The organism is Bacillus sp. FSL P4-0334 (genome assembly GCF_038004825.1).
Lineage (GTDB): Bacteria > Bacillota > Bacilli > Bacillales > Bacillaceae > Bacillus > Bacillus velezensis.
In genome coordinates this window covers 1,185,363-1,199,875 of the sequence record NZ_JBBORX010000001.1, presented here as the reverse complement: position 1 = coordinate 1,199,875, position 14,513 = coordinate 1,185,363, and the positions used below count along the sequence as shown (strand labels likewise).

General features: G+C 45.1%; 21 protein-coding genes and 1 pseudogene. 1 reads left to right on the top strand and 21 read right to left on the bottom strand.

Annotated elements, in window-relative coordinates:
- Window positions 1–4 precede the first annotated feature (4 nt).
- The 3 genes from NSQ37_RS06240 to NSQ37_RS06230 all read right to left on the bottom strand — a co-directional run bounded on the left by NSQ37_RS06240 (window position 5) and on the right by NSQ37_RS06230 (window position 2,354).
- On the bottom strand, window positions 5–1,057 hold the full coding sequence (locus NSQ37_RS06240; RefSeq protein WP_007410418.1) for an Mrp/NBP35 family ATP-binding protein: 1,053 nt from the start codon (window positions 1,055–1,057) through the stop codon (window positions 5–7).
- A gap of 79 nt (window positions 1,058–1,136) precedes the next feature.
- On the bottom strand, window positions 1,137–1,850 hold the full coding sequence (gene cwlD, locus NSQ37_RS06235; protein ID WP_007410417.1) for an N-acetylmuramoyl-L-alanine amidase CwlD: 714 nt from the start codon (window positions 1,848–1,850) through the stop codon (window positions 1,137–1,139).
- Window positions 1,851–1,910: 60 nt separating this feature from the next.
- Complete coding sequence (locus NSQ37_RS06230; protein ID WP_011996201.1) at window positions 1,911–2,354, bottom strand: DUF2521 family protein; 444 nt, start codon at window positions 2,352–2,354, stop codon at window positions 1,911–1,913.
- Between the two features lie 130 nt (window positions 2,355–2,484).
- Between NSQ37_RS06230 and NSQ37_RS06225 the strand changes: the two genes are divergently transcribed.
- A complete protein-coding gene (locus NSQ37_RS06225) occupies window positions 2,485–2,958 on the top strand; it encodes a DinB family protein (RefSeq protein WP_059366899.1) in 474 nt (157 codons plus the stop codon).
- A gap of 13 nt (window positions 2,959–2,971) precedes the next feature.
- Here the strand turns inward: NSQ37_RS06225 and NSQ37_RS06220 are convergent, their stop codons facing one another.
- From NSQ37_RS06220 to rplO, 18 genes and pseudogenes are all read right to left on the bottom strand, one after another.
- The gene (locus NSQ37_RS06220; RefSeq protein ID WP_007410414.1) at window positions 2,972–3,739 is read right to left on the bottom strand and encodes a class I SAM-dependent methyltransferase; all 768 of its coding nucleotides are present in this window, start codon (window positions 3,737–3,739) and stop codon (window positions 2,972–2,974) included.
- A gap of 137 nt (window positions 3,740–3,876) precedes the next feature.
- Window positions 3,877–4,269 (bottom strand): 30S ribosomal protein S9, encoded by a 393-nt coding sequence (rpsI, locus tag NSQ37_RS06215; protein WP_003225846.1) that lies wholly within the window; start codon window positions 4,267–4,269, stop codon window positions 3,877–3,879.
- Between the two features lie 20 nt (window positions 4,270–4,289).
- Window positions 4,290–4,727 carry a 50S ribosomal protein L13 gene (rplM, locus tag NSQ37_RS06210; protein WP_003225844.1) on the bottom strand — a complete coding sequence of 146 codons (438 nt, stop codon included), beginning with the start codon at window positions 4,725–4,727 and terminating at the stop codon, window positions 4,290–4,292.
- A 159-nt stretch (window positions 4,728–4,886) separates the two neighbouring features.
- Window positions 4,887–5,630: a tRNA pseudouridine(38-40) synthase TruA gene (gene truA / locus NSQ37_RS06205; protein WP_253612702.1), complete on the bottom strand. Its 744-nt coding sequence runs from the start codon at window positions 5,628–5,630 to the stop codon at window positions 4,887–4,889.
- A gap of 12 nt (window positions 5,631–5,642) precedes the next feature.
- Window positions 5,643–6,440: an energy-coupling factor transporter transmembrane component T family protein gene (locus NSQ37_RS06200; protein ID WP_041481996.1), complete on the bottom strand. Its 798-nt coding sequence runs from the start codon at window positions 6,438–6,440 to the stop codon at window positions 5,643–5,645.
- A complete protein-coding gene (locus NSQ37_RS06195) occupies window positions 6,437–7,306 on the bottom strand; it encodes an energy-coupling factor ABC transporter ATP-binding protein (RefSeq protein WP_341123410.1) in 870 nt (289 codons plus the stop codon). Before NSQ37_RS06195 ends, NSQ37_RS06200 begins: the two co-directional genes overlap by 4 nt.
- A complete protein-coding gene (locus NSQ37_RS06190; protein WP_007615256.1) occupies window positions 7,282–8,127 on the bottom strand; it encodes an energy-coupling factor ABC transporter ATP-binding protein in 846 nt (281 codons plus the stop codon). Before NSQ37_RS06190 ends, NSQ37_RS06195 begins: the two co-directional genes overlap by 25 nt.
- 131 nt (window positions 8,128–8,258) lie before the next feature.
- A complete protein-coding gene (gene rplQ, locus NSQ37_RS06185) occupies window positions 8,259–8,621 on the bottom strand; it encodes a 50S ribosomal protein L17 (RefSeq protein WP_003156550.1) in 363 nt (120 codons plus the stop codon).
- Window positions 8,622–8,698: 77 nt separating this feature from the next.
- Window positions 8,699–9,643 carry a DNA-directed RNA polymerase subunit alpha gene (locus tag NSQ37_RS06180; protein WP_003156549.1) on the bottom strand — a complete coding sequence of 315 codons (945 nt, stop codon included), beginning with the start codon at window positions 9,641–9,643 and terminating at the stop codon, window positions 8,699–8,701.
- A 176-nt stretch (window positions 9,644–9,819) separates the two neighbouring features.
- Window positions 9,820–10,215, bottom strand: coding sequence for a 30S ribosomal protein S11 (gene rpsK, locus NSQ37_RS06175; RefSeq protein ID WP_007410409.1), 396 nt, complete (start codon window positions 10,213–10,215; stop codon window positions 9,820–9,822).
- Between the two features lie 20 nt (window positions 10,216–10,235).
- Window positions 10,236–10,601, bottom strand: coding sequence for a 30S ribosomal protein S13 (rpsM, locus tag NSQ37_RS06170; RefSeq protein WP_003156545.1), 366 nt, complete (start codon window positions 10,599–10,601; stop codon window positions 10,236–10,238).
- A 22-nt stretch (window positions 10,602–10,623) separates the two neighbouring features.
- Window positions 10,624–10,737: a 50S ribosomal protein L36 gene (gene rpmJ / locus NSQ37_RS06165; RefSeq protein ID WP_003156543.1), complete on the bottom strand. Its 114-nt coding sequence runs from the start codon at window positions 10,735–10,737 to the stop codon at window positions 10,624–10,626.
- Window positions 10,738–10,770: 33 nt separating this feature from the next.
- The gene (gene infA, locus NSQ37_RS06160; RefSeq protein WP_003156508.1) at window positions 10,771–10,989 is read right to left on the bottom strand and encodes a translation initiation factor IF-1; all 219 of its coding nucleotides are present in this window, start codon (window positions 10,987–10,989) and stop codon (window positions 10,771–10,773) included.
- Window positions 10,967–11,249: pseudogene (locus tag NSQ37_RS06155) on the bottom strand (KOW domain-containing RNA-binding protein). Before NSQ37_RS06155 ends, infA begins: the two are co-directional and overlap by 23 nt.
- A gap of 64 nt (window positions 11,250–11,313) precedes the next feature.
- Window positions 11,314–12,060, bottom strand: coding sequence for a type I methionyl aminopeptidase (map, locus tag NSQ37_RS06150; RefSeq protein WP_007410408.1), 747 nt, complete (start codon window positions 12,058–12,060; stop codon window positions 11,314–11,316).
- Window positions 12,057–12,710, bottom strand: a complete 654-nt coding sequence (locus tag NSQ37_RS06145; RefSeq protein ID WP_007410407.1) for an adenylate kinase — start codon at window positions 12,708–12,710, stop codon at window positions 12,057–12,059. The genes map and NSQ37_RS06145 overlap by 4 nt, the downstream gene beginning before the upstream one ends.
- Window positions 12,711–12,761: 51 nt before the next feature.
- Window positions 12,762–14,057 carry a preprotein translocase subunit SecY gene (gene secY, locus NSQ37_RS06140; RefSeq protein WP_007615246.1) on the bottom strand — a complete coding sequence of 432 codons (1,296 nt, stop codon included), beginning with the start codon at window positions 14,055–14,057 and terminating at the stop codon, window positions 12,762–12,764.
- Window position 14,058: 1 nt separating this feature from the next.
- On the bottom strand, window positions 14,059–14,499 hold the full coding sequence (rplO, locus tag NSQ37_RS06135) for a 50S ribosomal protein L15 (RefSeq protein ID WP_007410405.1): 441 nt from the start codon (window positions 14,497–14,499) through the stop codon (window positions 14,059–14,061).
- Between the last annotated feature and the right edge of the window lie 14 nt (window positions 14,500–14,513).

Below are 14,513 nucleotides of genomic sequence, written 5' to 3'. Positions count from 1 at the left end.
TTTTTTATTCAGCTGTTTTTTCAATGACTTTCTGGGCGATCCCCATATAAATTTCCCCGATCGGATGACTTCTGTCATAGACAGAAGGCGCAAACTGATCCTTGTCCCAATCAGGCTGTTTTAAAGGAATTCTGCCAAGCAGCGGCACTTGCAATTCCTCCGCAAGCTTATCTCCCCCGCCTTGACCGAACACATATTCTCTCTCGCCGGTTTTTGCACTTTCATAGTAAGCCATATTTTCAATGACCCCTACAACTTCATGATCGGTCTTAATCGCCATAGAACCCGCTCTCGCCGCTACAAATGCGGCTGTAGGGTGCGGCGTTGATACGATAATCTCTTTGCAGCTCGGAAGCATCGTGTGTACATCGAGCGCCACATCACCCGTGCCGGGCGGCAGATCAAGAACGATATAGTCAACCTCTCCCCAGTCAACTTCATGGAAGAAGTTATTCAGCATCTTGCCCAGCATCGGCCCTCTCCACACAACCGGAGCGTTTTCTTCGACGAAAAAGCCCATCGACATAACCTTTACTCCAAATCTTTCGACAGGAAGCAGTTTTTCTCCTTCTACTGTCGGGCGAACTGTAATACCCATCATGTCCGGCACGCTGAATCCGTATATATCCGCGTCGATCAAGCCGACTTTTTTTCCGAGCCGCGCAAGAGAAATGGCCAGGTTGACGGAAACCGTTGATTTGCCGACACCGCCTTTTCCGCTTGCCACCGCAAGAAAGACCGGCGGATGTTTCCTATTCAGCAGGGTTTCGCTTTCAGCAGCCGGCCGGCTGAATTTCGCCAATGTTTCTTCCGGCAGCTCTTCAAACCGCAGTCCCACAGTTTCCGCACCCGCTTCTTTCAGAACGGATACGATTTCCTGCTGAATACCCATCTGTTCAGCCGTCCCCGTTTTTGCCAATGCAATTTTCACACTGACATGCCGTTTTTCCGGCTTGATCTTTACTTCTTTAATGGCATCCAATTCTCCCAGCGGTCTATGAAGAAAAGGTTCGCGCATGTTTCCGACTATATTTCTTACTTCATCTTCTCTTATCATCGAACCCTCACCCTTTGTGTATTCGTTTACAAATGGTATTATACCATATATTAAACATAGAATCGGCGAAAAACCCTCCTTACTCGGGAGGGTCTCCTTTCTCTGTGAAGTATCTCAATACGCCCTTATACACGGAAGAAGCGATTTTGTCCTGATATTTGGGCTGGCCGAGCCTTTTCGCTTCCGCGGGATTGGACAGAAAACCGATTTCCACCAGCGCGCCCGGTTTGGTTACATTCTGCATTAAGTAAATGCCGTGTATCCGTTTCGCCTTTCTCGTTGTATTCTCCAAATTGATTCTCAATTCGTCCTGTATATATTTTGCCACTTTTTCATTTTCTTCGTATTTTCCATAGTAGAAGCTTTGGGCGCCGCTCCATCTCGGTGACGGTATGGCGTTCAGATGAATGCTGATATAAAGCTCCGCCTCTGAACGGTTGATGATTTCCACGCGCTTTCTCAGATCTTCCGCTTTGCGTCTGCTGTAGCCTTTTGTCCCTTCAGGAGCTAAATCAGTATCCGTCTCCCGCGTCATAATGACCAAAGCTCCCTGCTCCTGCAAATAGTCTCTTACCCTGGAGGCCACTTCGAGAGTAATGTCCTTTTCAAGGTGACTGCCTCCCGTGGCGCCTCCGTCCGGCCCGCCGTGTCCCGGATCGAGATAGATGATTTTCCCGCTCAGCGGCAGACTCCACGGCCGCCAGGAATCATCATTATGGAATTGAAACCGGAATAAACACAATAATATGATAAAGCCAAGTAAAAAACCGAGCCATTTCAGCTTTTTTGTCATACCTTTCCCTCCCGCTTGTCCCCGTTATTAATAAGTATGGGACAAGGGAAGAAATTATGATTACCTCATGCGGAGCTTACATTGTTTTTCTCTTTGCAGAAATCCTTCCGTCCACCAGCTGTTGATAAACCGGCAGGACGCTTCATAGATTTCTTTTTGTTTAACGGAAGAATATTGCTCATGCGTCCAATTGCAAAGATATTCAAAAAAATCGACCGTCAGTTCTTCCTCTTCTTCAGCCGAACGGGCGTTTGCCCTCTGCAAAGACTCACCATAATAGCCAAAGACGCCGAACCGGCCGCCTAATAAATACGCTTCAATTGCAAAATCTATGCATCCTTCACTCAGAATGCCGTTTTCGTCTTGAAGAAAGGGAAACAAAGGGGTAAGACATGCTTTTACGGACTGAATGATCTGCGTCAGTGACAGCTCCTTTAGTAAACTCTTCTCAAGCTCAAAATCCTTCTGCCGTTTCACGTCTGAAAAAGATAATACTTCTGCCATTGCCAGCCACGCTCCTTTTTACTGTTATTTTGAAAGGAAAAGGGAAAAAGCATGCTTTGTTGATAGTGGAAATCCTCCCAAATGAAGGAGTTTTATGTTAACTGGAAGAAGAAAGAACTGAGGTGACGTGATGAAAAAGCTGTTTCAATACAATTGGACGGTGCGTGACGAGTGGTTTATGATATGTGAAAAGCTGAGCCGGGAGGAACTGACGAAAACCCGGACGGGCGGAATGAAGAGCATCTTGCGGACTTTATTTCATATCATTGATGTCGAGATCAGCTGGGCTCGTGCCATTTTAGGTAAAGATGATGTTTTACCTGCTGAGTCTGACTATACGAGCATTCAGGATCTCAGAAAACTGTCTGAACAGTATCGGGAGGATGTCATTCATGCGGTCTCCCTCAAAGGACCGGATCTTGTTAAGCCGGGCTGGATGGACCAAACCTTTCCTAAAGAAGATATTCTCCGCCACATCCTTGCGCATGAGATTCACCATATGGGACAACTGTCGGTTTGGGCCAGAGAAATTGGAGTAGAACCGGTTTCGGCTAATGTGATCAGCCGTCCGCAGGAAAAAGCCGCAAAAAAACAGCACCTCTGACGGGATGCCGTTTTTATATTTTAATGCTTCTTGTTACGGAGTATGTATTAATGTATTCATCCAGCACGAGGCCGCCTTTGTCCTCGTAAAAACCGGCAACCATGAAGCCTGCGTCAATCTGACCTTTAATTTGATCCTCCAGCGTATGGCCGAATTCAAGCGCTTCATGATTATCAATAAGTTCCTTTACCTTTTTCTTACTCAGATCTTTTTCATCCGAAAACGGAATGGAATACTTTACTTTTAGTACGCCTTCCTGCTCTAAATCCATATCAAATAAGAACACGACGGGATTTACAAAACCGGAGACTAAAGACCCGCCTTTTTTCAATACGCGATGAGCTTCTTTCCATACCGGAAGAACCGTATCAACAAAGCAATTCGATACCGGGTGCACGATAAAATCAAATGACTCATCATCAAAACAGCTCAGATCATTCATGCTGCCTTTGACAGTCCGAAGCGTAAGATCGTCCCGCTCGGCAACCATTCTGTCTTGCGCAAGCTGTTTTTCCGAATTGTCAAAGATGGTCACGTCCGCTCCTGCAGCAGCAAGGACCGGCCCTTGCTGTCCTCCTCCTGAAGCGAGACAAAGAACCTTCAGACCGTCTATGGGCGGAAACCAATCCGCCGGCACATCTTTTCCGGGGGTCATTCTGATGCTCCAATTGCCTTTTTTCGCTTCACCAATCGTATGAGAATCAACCGCAACCGTCCATTCATTGCCTGTTTCGACTTTTTTATCCCATGCCTTGCTGTTATGTATGACTAACTTATTCATTATAACTGCGCTCCTTATTGGTAATGAATAGAGTATAACAAACAATTCTAGAAAAACATCGGATAACCTCTTGAATATGAGAAAAAAATACAAAAAAACCACAACCAAGAAGTTGTGGTTTTTGCCATCCAAAACGATTAACGTTTTGAGAACTGAGGTGCACGACGAGCGCCTTTAAGACCGTATTTTTTACGTTCTTTCATACGAGCGTCACGAGTCAGAAGACCAGCACGTTTAAGTGTTGCACGGTATTCTGGATCTGCTTCAAGCAAAGCACGAGCGATACCATGACGGATTGCTCCAGCTTGACCAGATAAGCCGCCTCCATGTACGTTTACTAAAACATCATAAGTACCAGCTGTTTCAGTTAAAGTTAATGGTTGTTTGATATCTTCGATTAGAGCTGGAGATGGAATGTGCTCGCTGATTTCACGATTATTAACGACGATACGACCTTCACCTGGAACTAAGCGCACACGCGCTACAGAACTTTTACGACGGCCAGTACCGTAATATTGAACCTGTGCCAAATTGGTAACCTCCTTTTTAATTAACCGCGAAGTTCGTAAACTTCAGGTTTTTGTGCTTCATGTGGATGCTCAGAACCACGGTATACGTTCAATTTCTTGAACATTTGACGACCTAGAGAACCTTTTGGAAGCATGCCTTTGATAGCAAGCTCAAGCATTTTCTCAGGGTAGTTTGTACGCATTTCAAGAGCAGTTCTTGATTTTAATCCGCCTGGATGTTGAGTGTGACGGTAGTAGATTTTGTCAGTTAACTTTTTACCAGTTAACTCGATTTTTTCAGCGTTGATGATGATCACATGATCTCCAGTATCAACGTGCGGTGTGTAAGTCGGTTTGTGTTTCCCGCGAAGGATAGATGCAACTTCTGTAGAAAGACGTCCTAAAGTCTTACCAGCAGCATCAACAACTAACCACTTGCGTTCAATAGTACTTGCGTTAGCCATAGGTGTTGTACGCATTGAATTTCCCTCCTAAATGATCTGTCATTTTCAATAATCTTCGATTACGTTCTATTTCACAACACAATAAGTTCCGGGGCTTATCGTGGGGTTGAAATACATACCATATGATATCTTATAACTTTATGCAGACTCTGTCAAGAAAATGTTACACCTGGTTTAGTTGTCATAGCAAACGCTCCATAAATACAGCCCGTGCCCCGGTGCGGTGCGCCCCGCGGCTTCGCGATCTTTCGCTTCGAGAATTGCTTTTACATCATCGGGAGAAAATTTTCCAGCTCCTGTATCCAATAATGTTCCGGCAATGATTCTGACCATATTATAGAGAAAACCGTTACCGGTGATCCGCATCTGCAGGCCGTCTCCGGTCTCAGTCCAATCCAGCTCGTAAATCGTTCTGACTTTATCCTGAACCGCGGTATCAGCCGCGCAAAAGCTTGTGAAATCATGTGTCCCGACGAGGTGCCTTGAAGCTTCCCTCATTTTCTGCACATTAAGCGGATATGCAAAATGGTAAGCGTAATGTCGTTTAAATACGTCCGGGTGTTTCTCCGTATATACAAAGTAGCGATATTCCTTTTGGACCGCGCTAAATCGTGCATGGAACCCATCATCCGCAATCTCTGCTGTTTTGACGGCAATATCATCAGGCAGCAGGGCATTGAGCGCAAACGGCCATTTCTCAGCCGGGATAGACAGCGGCGTATCAAAATGAATGACCTGCCCGGCAGCATGAACGTCGCTGTCCGTGCGGCCGGATGAGTACACAGGCACTCTGCCGTCCGTTTTATGGATGACGGCCAGCGCTTTTTCCAATTCACTTTGAACGGTCCGTTTTCCAGGCTGAACCTGATATCCGTTAAATAAATGCCCGTCATAAGCAATGGTACATTTCACTCTCATTCAGCAGCACCTCTAACTTCTTAAGAAAAACAATAACACGGCTAATAAGATGATGAGCAGAATAGCTCCGGTATCCTTTCCGGTCCAGACGAGCTTTCTGTATTTCGTTCTCCCCTCACCGCCCTGGTAGCCTCTCGCCTCCATGGCGACCGCGAGCTCTTCCGCGCGTTTAAAGGCGCTGACAAACAGCGGGACAAGCAGCGGAACAACCGCTTTGATTCTGTCTTTCACCGGGCCGCTTGTAAAGTCCGCACCCCTCGCCATTTGCGCCTTCATGATTTTATCTGTCTCTTCCATCAATGTCGGGATAAATCGCAATGATATCGACATCATCAATGCGAGTTCGTGTACGGGCAGCTTCACCTTTTTAAAAGGATTCAGGAGCTGCTCCATTCCATCCGTTATTTCAATCGGCGTTGTTGTCAGCGTCAGCAGCGTCGTCATAAAGATAAGGTAAACGAAACGGAGGGAGATAAAAATACCCTGTATAAGTCCGCCCTCATACACTTTAAACCAGCCAAGCTGAAAAATGACAGATCCTTCATGCGTCATGAAAATGTGTAATAAAAAGGTAAACGCCACAATCCAGATAATCGGCTTAAGCCCCTTCAGCAAAAAACTGAACGGCACGCGAGTCAAGGCGATCACCCCGAATGTAAACAAACCGAGCAAAGCATACGTCTGTACGTTGTTTGCCAAAAAGACGATACATACAAAAAGAAAAATGCTGACAAGTTTTGTTCGCGGGTCCAATCGGTGAATAAGCGATGATCCGGGAACATACTTTCCGATAATCATGCTGTCCATCATTGGTCCTTTTCCTCCTGAAAGAAAGCCTTAATTTCACTGGCGGCATCCTGCAGGGTCAGCATGGGTTTTTCATACTTGACTCCGAGAGCCTTCTCAAGCCGTCTCTGAAACTTCACCGATTCAGGAAGATCCAGTCCCATTTCGGCCATCTCTTCACCTTTTACAAACAAGTCACGCGGACTCCCCGTCGCTTTAATGGTTCCTTTGTGCATGACGATCATTTCGTCAGCATAGCGGGCGGCGTCCTCCATGCTATGGGTGACGAGAACGGTAGTCAGGTTTCCCCGCTGATGAAGCGCATAGAACATGTCCATAATGTCCTGGCGCCCTCTCGGATCAAGACCGGCCGTCGGTTCATCCAAAACCAGCACTTCCGGCTCCATCGCGAGAACGCCGGCAATCGCCACTCTGCGCATCTGGCCGCCGCTGAGCTCAAATGGTGAACGATTCAAAATGTCTTCCGGAAGGCCCACAAGCCCCAGCATTTCTTTTGCTTTCCGTTCAGCGTCTTCTTTTTTTACACCGAAATTCATCGGTCCGAATGCGATGTCCTTCAGCACAGTCTCTTCAAACAGCTGATGTTCGGGAAATTGGAAAACGATTCCGACTTTTTTTCGCAAAGTCTTAAGGTCTTTATTCTTTTTACCGGCTGCCAGAATCGTGCTCCCGAGTTCAAGCTGTCCTTTAGTCGGTTTCAGCAAACCGTTTAAATGCTGCAGGAGCGTCGATTTGCCCGACCCTGTATGCCCGATGACGGCAACGTAGCTGCCCTCTTTTATCACGGCATTGATATCATACAGAGCCAGCCGTTCAAACGGTGTCTTCATTTGATAGCGGTGTTCTACATCTTTGATTTTAATGTCCACAGCTCATTCACCAGCCCTTCCTGAGTCAGATGGTTTTTCGTTAACGCCAGTCCGCTTTCTTTCAAAAGCAGGCTGAGCTGGAATGAGAAAGGCAAATCAAGACCGATGCGAACCAAGTCTTCGTTTAATTTAAAAATCTCTTCAGGCGTGCCCTCTGCATATTTCCTGCCGCCGTTCATCACAATGATCCTGTCCGCCCTTGCGGCTTCTTCCAGGTCATGTGTTATCGAAATGACGGTGGCCATGCCCTGATCTTTTAAGCGTCTGACAGTATCAAGGACTTCTTCTCTCCCAATCGGGTCAAGCATGGATGTCGCTTCATCCAAAATCATAATATCAGGACGCGCGGCAATAATCCCCGCGATCGCCACTCTTTGTTTTTGACCTCCGGAGAGATGGTGCGGCTCTTGATCAAGAAAATCCTGCATATTGACTTGTGTGACAGCCCAATCTACTCTCTCAATCATTTCTTCGCGCGGAACACCATTGTTTTCTAAACCAAAAGCCACATCATCGCGAACAGTCGTTCCGACAAATTGGTTATCGGGATTCTGAAAGACCATCCCTATTTTTTTTCGCACATCCCACACGGTATCCTCAGTCAGTTTGATGCCGCCGACTTCAATTTCTCCGGCCTCAGGCAAAATCAGTCCGTTCAGCGCTCTGGCCAAAGTCGACTTCCCTGAACCGTTGTGGCCTACGATAGCAAGCCATTCTCCTTCGTATACCTCCAGACTCACACCGTCCAGCGCCGGTCTTTCTGCATCTTTGCGGTAGCGGAATAGAATGTCTTTTACGGATATAAGCTGTTTTTGATCCACGGGCGCCTGACCTCCTCTCAGCTATAGCTCTGCTTTTCTGTCTCATGATAAAAAGTTCTGATATCTAAAAAAAGGGCATAGATCCAGTTAGAAACTGTCCCGCCCTTCTTTAGATACACAAAAATATGTGATTAAACCAATTCGATGATTGCCATTGGTGCACCGTCACCACGGCGAGGACCAAGCTTCATAATACGTGTGTATCCGCCTTGGCGCTCCTCGTAACGAGTTGCAATGTCAGAGAACAATTTTTGAAGTGCATCTTGGTTATTTTCTTCATTAGCAACCTCGTTGCGAATGTATGCAGCAGCTTGACGACGAGCATGCAAGTCACCGCGCTTACCAAGAGTGATCATCTTTTCAACAACAGAGCGAAGTTCTTTCGCACGTGTTTCAGTTGTTTCAATTCTTTCGTTGATGATCAAATCTGTTGTAAGATCACGAAGCATAGCTTTACGCTGTGAACTCGTACGTCCTAGTTTTCTGTATGACATGTGATGTCCCCTCCTTTAATGGAATGCTGTTTCTAAATAAAAAACACACGAAAATCCTAGTTCACATGGAAACTAGATCAATCGTCTTTGCGAAGGCCGAGTCCAAGTTCTTCTAGTTTCGCTTTCACTTCTTCAAGTGATTTGCGTCCCAGGTTGCGAACTTTCATCATATCTTCTTCCGTCTTGTTCGCAAGTTCTTGAACCGTGTTAATGCCCGCACGCTTCAAGCAGTTGTAAGAACGGACAGAAAGGTCAAGTTCCTCAATCGTCATTTCAAGAACTTTTTCTTTTTGATCCTCTTCTTTTTCAACCATGATTTCAGCATGCTGAGCTTCGTCAGTTAAACCAACGAATATATTAAGGTGTTCAGTTAAAATCTTTGAACCGAGAGCAATTGCTTCCTTCGGTCCAGTGCTTCCGTCAGTCCAAACATCAAGTGTAAGTTTGTCATAGTTTGCAACCTGGCCTACACGAGTGTTTTCTACCTGATAAGATAAACGAGAAACTGGCGTAAAGATTGAATCGATCGGAATCACGCCGATTGGCTGATCGTCTCTTTTGTTCGAATCAGCAGGTGTATACCCACGTCCTCTTTGTGCAGTAAGGCGAACTCGGAAACTCGCATTCTCACCAAGAGTCGCGATATGAAGATCCGGATTAAGGATTTCAACATCGCTGTCGTGTGTAATATCAGCTGCTGTGACAGTTCCTTCGCCCTGTACATCAATTTCAAGCGTCTTCTCTTCATCAGAGTAGATTTTCAATGCAAGCTTTTTAATGTGCAAGATTATCGTTGTAACATCTTCCACAACGCCTTCGATTGTCGAGAATTCGTGCAGTACACCATCTATCTGGATCGATGTTACAGCGGCACCAGGGAGTGAGGATAAGAGGATACGACGTAAGGAGTTACCCAGAGTTGTACCATATCCACGCTCAAGCGGCTCTACGACAAACTTACCAAATTTGGCATCGTCGCTGATTTCAACCGTTTCGATTTTTGGTTTTTCAATCTCGATCATTACTTAAAACCCTCCTTCAAAACGTCGAAACCTCGAATAGAATCATATGAGATTCCATCCGAAATTCCCCATTGTTTAGTCCCGTATGTGCTCAGGCAACGAGTCGGTGCATTCGTTTCATAAATAACTGTATCATAACCCATTATTGACAGGGACACAAAATCTATACAAACAAATTACACGCGGCGACGTTTTGGTGGACGGCATCCATTATGAGGAACAGGAGTTACGTCTCTGATAGCTGTAACTTCAAGTCCGGCAGCTTGTAAAGCACGGATTGCAGCTTCACGGCCAGAACCTGGTCCTTTAACAGTTACTTCAAGAGTTTTAAGTCCGTGTTCGATTGAACCTTTAGCAGCTGTTTCAGCAGCCATTTGCGCAGCAAAAGGAGTAGATTTACGAGAACCTCTGAATCCTAGAGCTCCGGCACTTGACCAAGAAAGAGCATTACCATGAGTATCAGTGATCGTAACGATCGTGTTGTTGAAAGTTGAACGAATATGAGCGATTCCTGACTCAATATTCTTTTTCACGCGACGTTTACGCGTGTTTTGTTTACGAGCAGCAGCCATTGTTTAGGTACCTCCCTTACTTATTTTTTCTTGTTAGCTACAGTACGACGCGGACCTTTACGAGTACGCGCATTGTTTTTAGAGTTTTGTCCGCGAACAGGCAAACCTCTGCGATGGCGGATTCCGCGGTAGCTTCCGATTTCGATCAGACGCTTGATGTTAAGAGAAACTTCACGGCGAAGGTCACCTTCTACTTTCAGTTTGTCAATAACATCACGGATTTTACCAAGTTCTTCTTCAGTAAGATCACGCACACGAGTATCTTCAGAAACACCAGCCTCTTTCAAGACTTGCTGAGCCGTTGTGCGGCCAATTCCGAAGACATATGTTAAAGAAATAACAACACGTTTGTCACGTGGGATATCTACACCAGCAATACGAGCCATTCTCTGGGCACCTCCTTATTAATTATCCTTGTTTTTGTTTATGCTTTGGATTTTCACAGATCACCATTACTTTTCCTTTTCTGCGAATAACTTTACATTTCTCGCAGATTGGTTTAACTGATGGTCTCACTTTCATGTGTTTCCAACCTCCTTCAGTTTCCGGAGTGCTTTATTTGTAACGGTACGTAATCCTGCCACGAGTTAAGTCATATGGAGATAATTCTACCGTAACTTTGTCTCCAGGTAAAATGCGAATGAAGTGCATGCGGATTTTACCAGATACGTGAGCCAAAACCGTATGGCCATTTTCGAGTTCAACTTTGAACATCGCGTTTGGCAGTGTTTCGACAATCGTACCTTCCACTTCAATTACATCGTCTTTCGCCATTCAAGTGTTCTCCCTTCTTCAAATCAGTAACTTGCTCTCTGACAAATTTCAAAAGAGAAAATCTCAGTTATCCGTTTGTCACACGCCCTGTTTCGTTTATACTGTTCTGAACTTCCGGAGATACGCAATCATAAAGGGTGAATGATTGATATTCTTTTTCTAAGGAGAATGAAATGTACGCTTTTCTCCGTCTGCTTTAGTACACGATGATGAATCTTCATTCCGGTGACAGCAGCTAGTCGGTTTTTCTTCCGACCAATTGTAAACCTACAATCTGCCCAGGTGCGGAATGAAAAACATGTGTCATGGAATTCATTTCATCATCTAGACTTTTGTCAGTATATCAAAACCCGTTTCCGTAATCGCAATCGTATGTTCAAAATGAGCACACTTTTTCCCATCTACCGTTACAACCGTCCAGTTATCAGCCAATGTTTTCACATATCGGCTGCCAGCGTTAACCATCGGTTCTATAGCGAGAACCATACCAGGCTTCAGCCTAGGTCCTTTGTTTGGCGGACCGTAATGAGGAATTTGCGGATCCTCATGCAAGTCTTGACCAACACCATGTCCGACATACTCCCTAACAACTGAAAACTGCTCATTTTCGACATACGTTTGTATTGCGTGGGAAATATTCGACAAACGTTCACCTGGTTTTGCTTCCTTCAAGCCTTTATATAAAGACTCCTCTGTTACTTCCAGCAGTCGTTTATCATCATCACTGATGTTTCCTACCGGATATGTCCAAGCAGAGTCACCATGATAACCATTTAATTTAGCACCGATATCAATGCTGATAATGTCACCGTCACGCAAAACCCTTTTACCGGGTATTCCGTGAACGAGTTCTTCATTAACTGATACACAGATGCTCCCGCGAAACCCATTATACCCCTTAAAAGATGGGATTGCACCCTGCTTCTCAATAAAACGTTCGGCAATTTGATCCAATTCTTTTGTCGAGATTCCTGGTTTAATGTGCTTTTTCATCTCTTCATGAGTCAAAGCCACGATTCGCCCTGCTTCCCGCATGATGCCAAGCTCACGAGGGGTCTTACAGATAATCATTTGCTCAATCCTCCAAGAAGCTCTTTCACATCTTTGTACACGTCGTTAATGTCCTGCTGGCCATTGACGTTGACAAGATACCCTTTCTCAGAATAAAAATCGAGTAAAGGCTGAGTCTGCTTCATGTTGACCTCAAGCCGTTTTGAGACGGTTTCCTCATTATCATCTGCCCGTTGATAAAGGTCTCCTCCGTCTTTATCACAAACACCCGGCGTTTTCGGCGGATTGAAAACCAAATGATAGGTTGTGCCGCAAACACTGCAAATTCTGCGTCCAGTCAAACGTTCCATTAAAGAGTCTTTGTCTACTTTAATGTTAATGACATAATCAATCGGCTTGCCGTATTCCTCAAGAATGTTTTCAAGAGCTTCAGCCTGAGCGACTGTTCGCGGAAATCCGTCCAGAAGAAAACCTCTTTCACAATCATCTTTGCCGAGTCTTTCTTTGACAATGCCGATTGTGACTTCGTCCGGTACGAGCTCGCCTTTATCAATATAAGACTTTGCTTCGAGTCCGAGTGGTGTTTCTTCTTTCATAGCAGCACGGAACATATCTCCCGTTGAGATATGAGGTATCCCATAATCCTCAACAATTCGTTCTCCCTGTGTGCCTTTACCGGCTCCAGGAAGTCCCATTAAGACTAAGTTCATTCGGATTTCCCCCGTCCTCTCTTATTTAGAGGAATGGTTAAAACCAGTCCTCTAATTTTTCATAAATCCTCGGTAATTACGTTTCACTAACTGGCTCTCCAGCTGCTTCATTGTCTCCAAGGCTACCCCGACGACAATTAACAATGATGTTCCGCCAATCTGTGCACTTTGAGGCAATCCAGCGAATTGAATGAAAAAGATAGGAAGAATGGAAATCACGGCTAAGAATATAGAACCCACAAACGTAAGTCGATACAAAATGCTCGTAATTCTATCTTGAGTCATTTTCCCTGGACGAACCCCCGGGATATAGCCACCCTGTTTTTTTAGGTTATCAGCCATTTGTTCAGGGTTTACCTGCACAAAAGCATAGAAGTACGTAAAGGCGATAATTAATGCGACATAAACCGCCATGCCCACCGGATGTGTATTGTCAAAGTTGGCTTGAATCCACTTTGTCACATTGTTTTCTCCGAAAAATGACGCGATAGTACGCGGCGTAATAAGAAACGCAACCGCAAAGATTACCGGAATAACCCCTGCCGGATTCACTTTAAGCGGAAGGTGAGTTGACTGGCCTCCGCCAACAGGTGAACGACCTTGCCCTTTTGCATATTGAATCGCGATTTTGCGTACGGCCTGCTGAATGAAAATAACACCAACAATAACGGCCAAAATCGCAATCACCAGTAAAGCGATTTTTACAATATGAATAAACAGCTGATCGCTGCTGCCGACAAATTGAGTCTCATAAATCTGCCCAACAGTTTTCGGAATACTAGCCACAATCCCCGCGAAGATGATGATCGAAATTCCGTTACCTACTCCATTGGAAGTAATTTGTTCTCCCAGCCACATTAAAAAAGCAGTTCCTCCAGTGAGTACTAAAGCAATAATCAGATATGTCGATATGCCGGATTTTTCAATCAGCATACCGTTTGCCAGGTTGTTAAACCCGTAAGACATACCTAATGCCTGGATAAAACCAAGCACAATCGTAAAATATCTCGTGAACTGAGCTAATTTACGGCGGCCGACTTCACCTTGCTTAGACCACTCGGTAAACTTCGGCACAACATCCATCTGAAGCAGCTGAATGATGATTGAAGCAGTGATGTAAGGCGTAATTCCCATCGCAAAAATGGAGAACTGATAAAGCGCACCGCCGCCAAATGTATTAAGGAGATCAAAAACCCCCATCGAACTTTGTGTCTGCAACGCCTGAGCATTTACATATGGCACAGGGATAAATGCACCTATGCGAAAGACGATAAGCATGAGTAATGTAAAAATGATTTTATTCCGAATATCACTCACACGCATAAAGTTGGAGATTGTCTTAAACAAGTTAGATCACCTCAGCTGTACCGCCAGCAGCTTCAACAGCTTCTTTCGCAGAAGCAGAGAATTTATTGGCTTTTACAGTTAATTTTTTCTCTAATTTACCGTTGCCAAGAATCTTTACTCCTGCATTAAGTTTGCTAATAACACCAGTCTCAAGAAGAAGTTCAGGAGTGACTTCCGTTCCTTCCGCAAAACCGTTCAATTTGTCTACGTTCACAATAGCGTAATCCTTACGGTTGATGTTTGTAAAACCGCGTTTAGGAAGACGTTGGAATAAAGGCATTTGTCCCCCCTCGAATCCAGGGCGTACACCGCCGCCAGAACGAGCGTTTTGACCTTTGTGACCTTTACCAGCTGTTTTACCGTTACCAGAACCAATACCACGACCTACGCGATTGCGTACTTTACGTGAACCTTCTGAAGGCTTTAATTCATGAAGTTTCATTAGGACACCTCCTT

Bases quoted from the DNA above. Each gene is read 5' to 3' on its own strand.
- infA (WP_003156508.1), bottom strand. From the start codon at position 10,989: ATGGCGAAAGACGATGTAATTGAAGTGGAAGGTACGATTGTCGAAACA.
- map (WP_007410408.1), bottom strand. From the start codon at position 12,060: ATGATTATCTGTAAGACCCCTCGTGAGCTTGGCATCATGCGGGAAGCA.
- NSQ37_RS06225 (WP_059366899.1), top strand. From the start codon at position 2,485: ATGAAAAAGCTGTTTCAATACAATTGGACGGTGCGTGACGAGTGGTTT.
- cwlD (WP_007410417.1), bottom strand. From the start codon at position 1,850: ATGACAAAAAAGCTGAAATGGCTCGGTTTTTTACTTGGCTTTATCATA.
- rplM (WP_003225844.1), bottom strand. From the start codon at position 4,727: ATGCGTACAACACCTATGGCTAACGCAAGTACTATTGAACGCAAGTGG.
- NSQ37_RS06230 (WP_011996201.1), bottom strand. From the start codon at position 2,354: ATGGCAGAAGTATTATCTTTTTCAGACGTGAAACGGCAGAAGGATTTT.
- NSQ37_RS06220 (WP_007410414.1), bottom strand. From the start codon at position 3,739: ATGAATAAGTTAGTCATACATAACAGCAAGGCATGGGATAAAAAAGTC.
- NSQ37_RS06240 (WP_007410418.1), bottom strand. From the start codon at position 1,057: ATGATAAGAGAAGATGAAGTAAGAAATATAGTCGGAAACATGCGCGAA.
- rplQ (WP_003156550.1), bottom strand. From the start codon at position 8,621: ATGTCATACAGAAAACTAGGACGTACGAGTTCACAGCGTAAAGCTATG.
- truA (WP_253612702.1), bottom strand. From the start codon at position 5,630: ATGAGAGTGAAATGTACCATTGCTTATGACGGGCATTTATTTAACGGA.
- NSQ37_RS06180 (WP_003156549.1), bottom strand. From the start codon at position 9,643: ATGATCGAGATTGAAAAACCAAAAATCGAAACGGTTGAAATCAGCGAC.
- NSQ37_RS06145 (WP_007410407.1), bottom strand. From the start codon at position 12,710: ATGAACTTAGTCTTAATGGGACTTCCTGGAGCCGGTAAAGGCACACAG.
- rpsK (WP_007410409.1), bottom strand. From the start codon at position 10,215: ATGGCTGCTGCTCGTAAACAAAACACGCGTAAACGTCGCGTGAAAAAG.
- rpmJ (WP_003156543.1), bottom strand. From the start codon at position 10,737: ATGAAAGTGAGACCATCAGTTAAACCAATCTGCGAGAAATGTAAAGTT.
- NSQ37_RS06200 (WP_041481996.1), bottom strand. From the start codon at position 6,440: ATGATGGACAGCATGATTATCGGAAAGTATGTTCCCGGATCATCGCTT.
- rplO (WP_007410405.1), bottom strand. From the start codon at position 14,499: ATGAAACTTCATGAATTAAAGCCTTCAGAAGGTTCACGTAAAGTACGC.
- rpsM (WP_003156545.1), bottom strand. From the start codon at position 10,601: ATGGCTCGTATTGCTGGTGTAGATATCCCACGTGACAAACGTGTTGTT.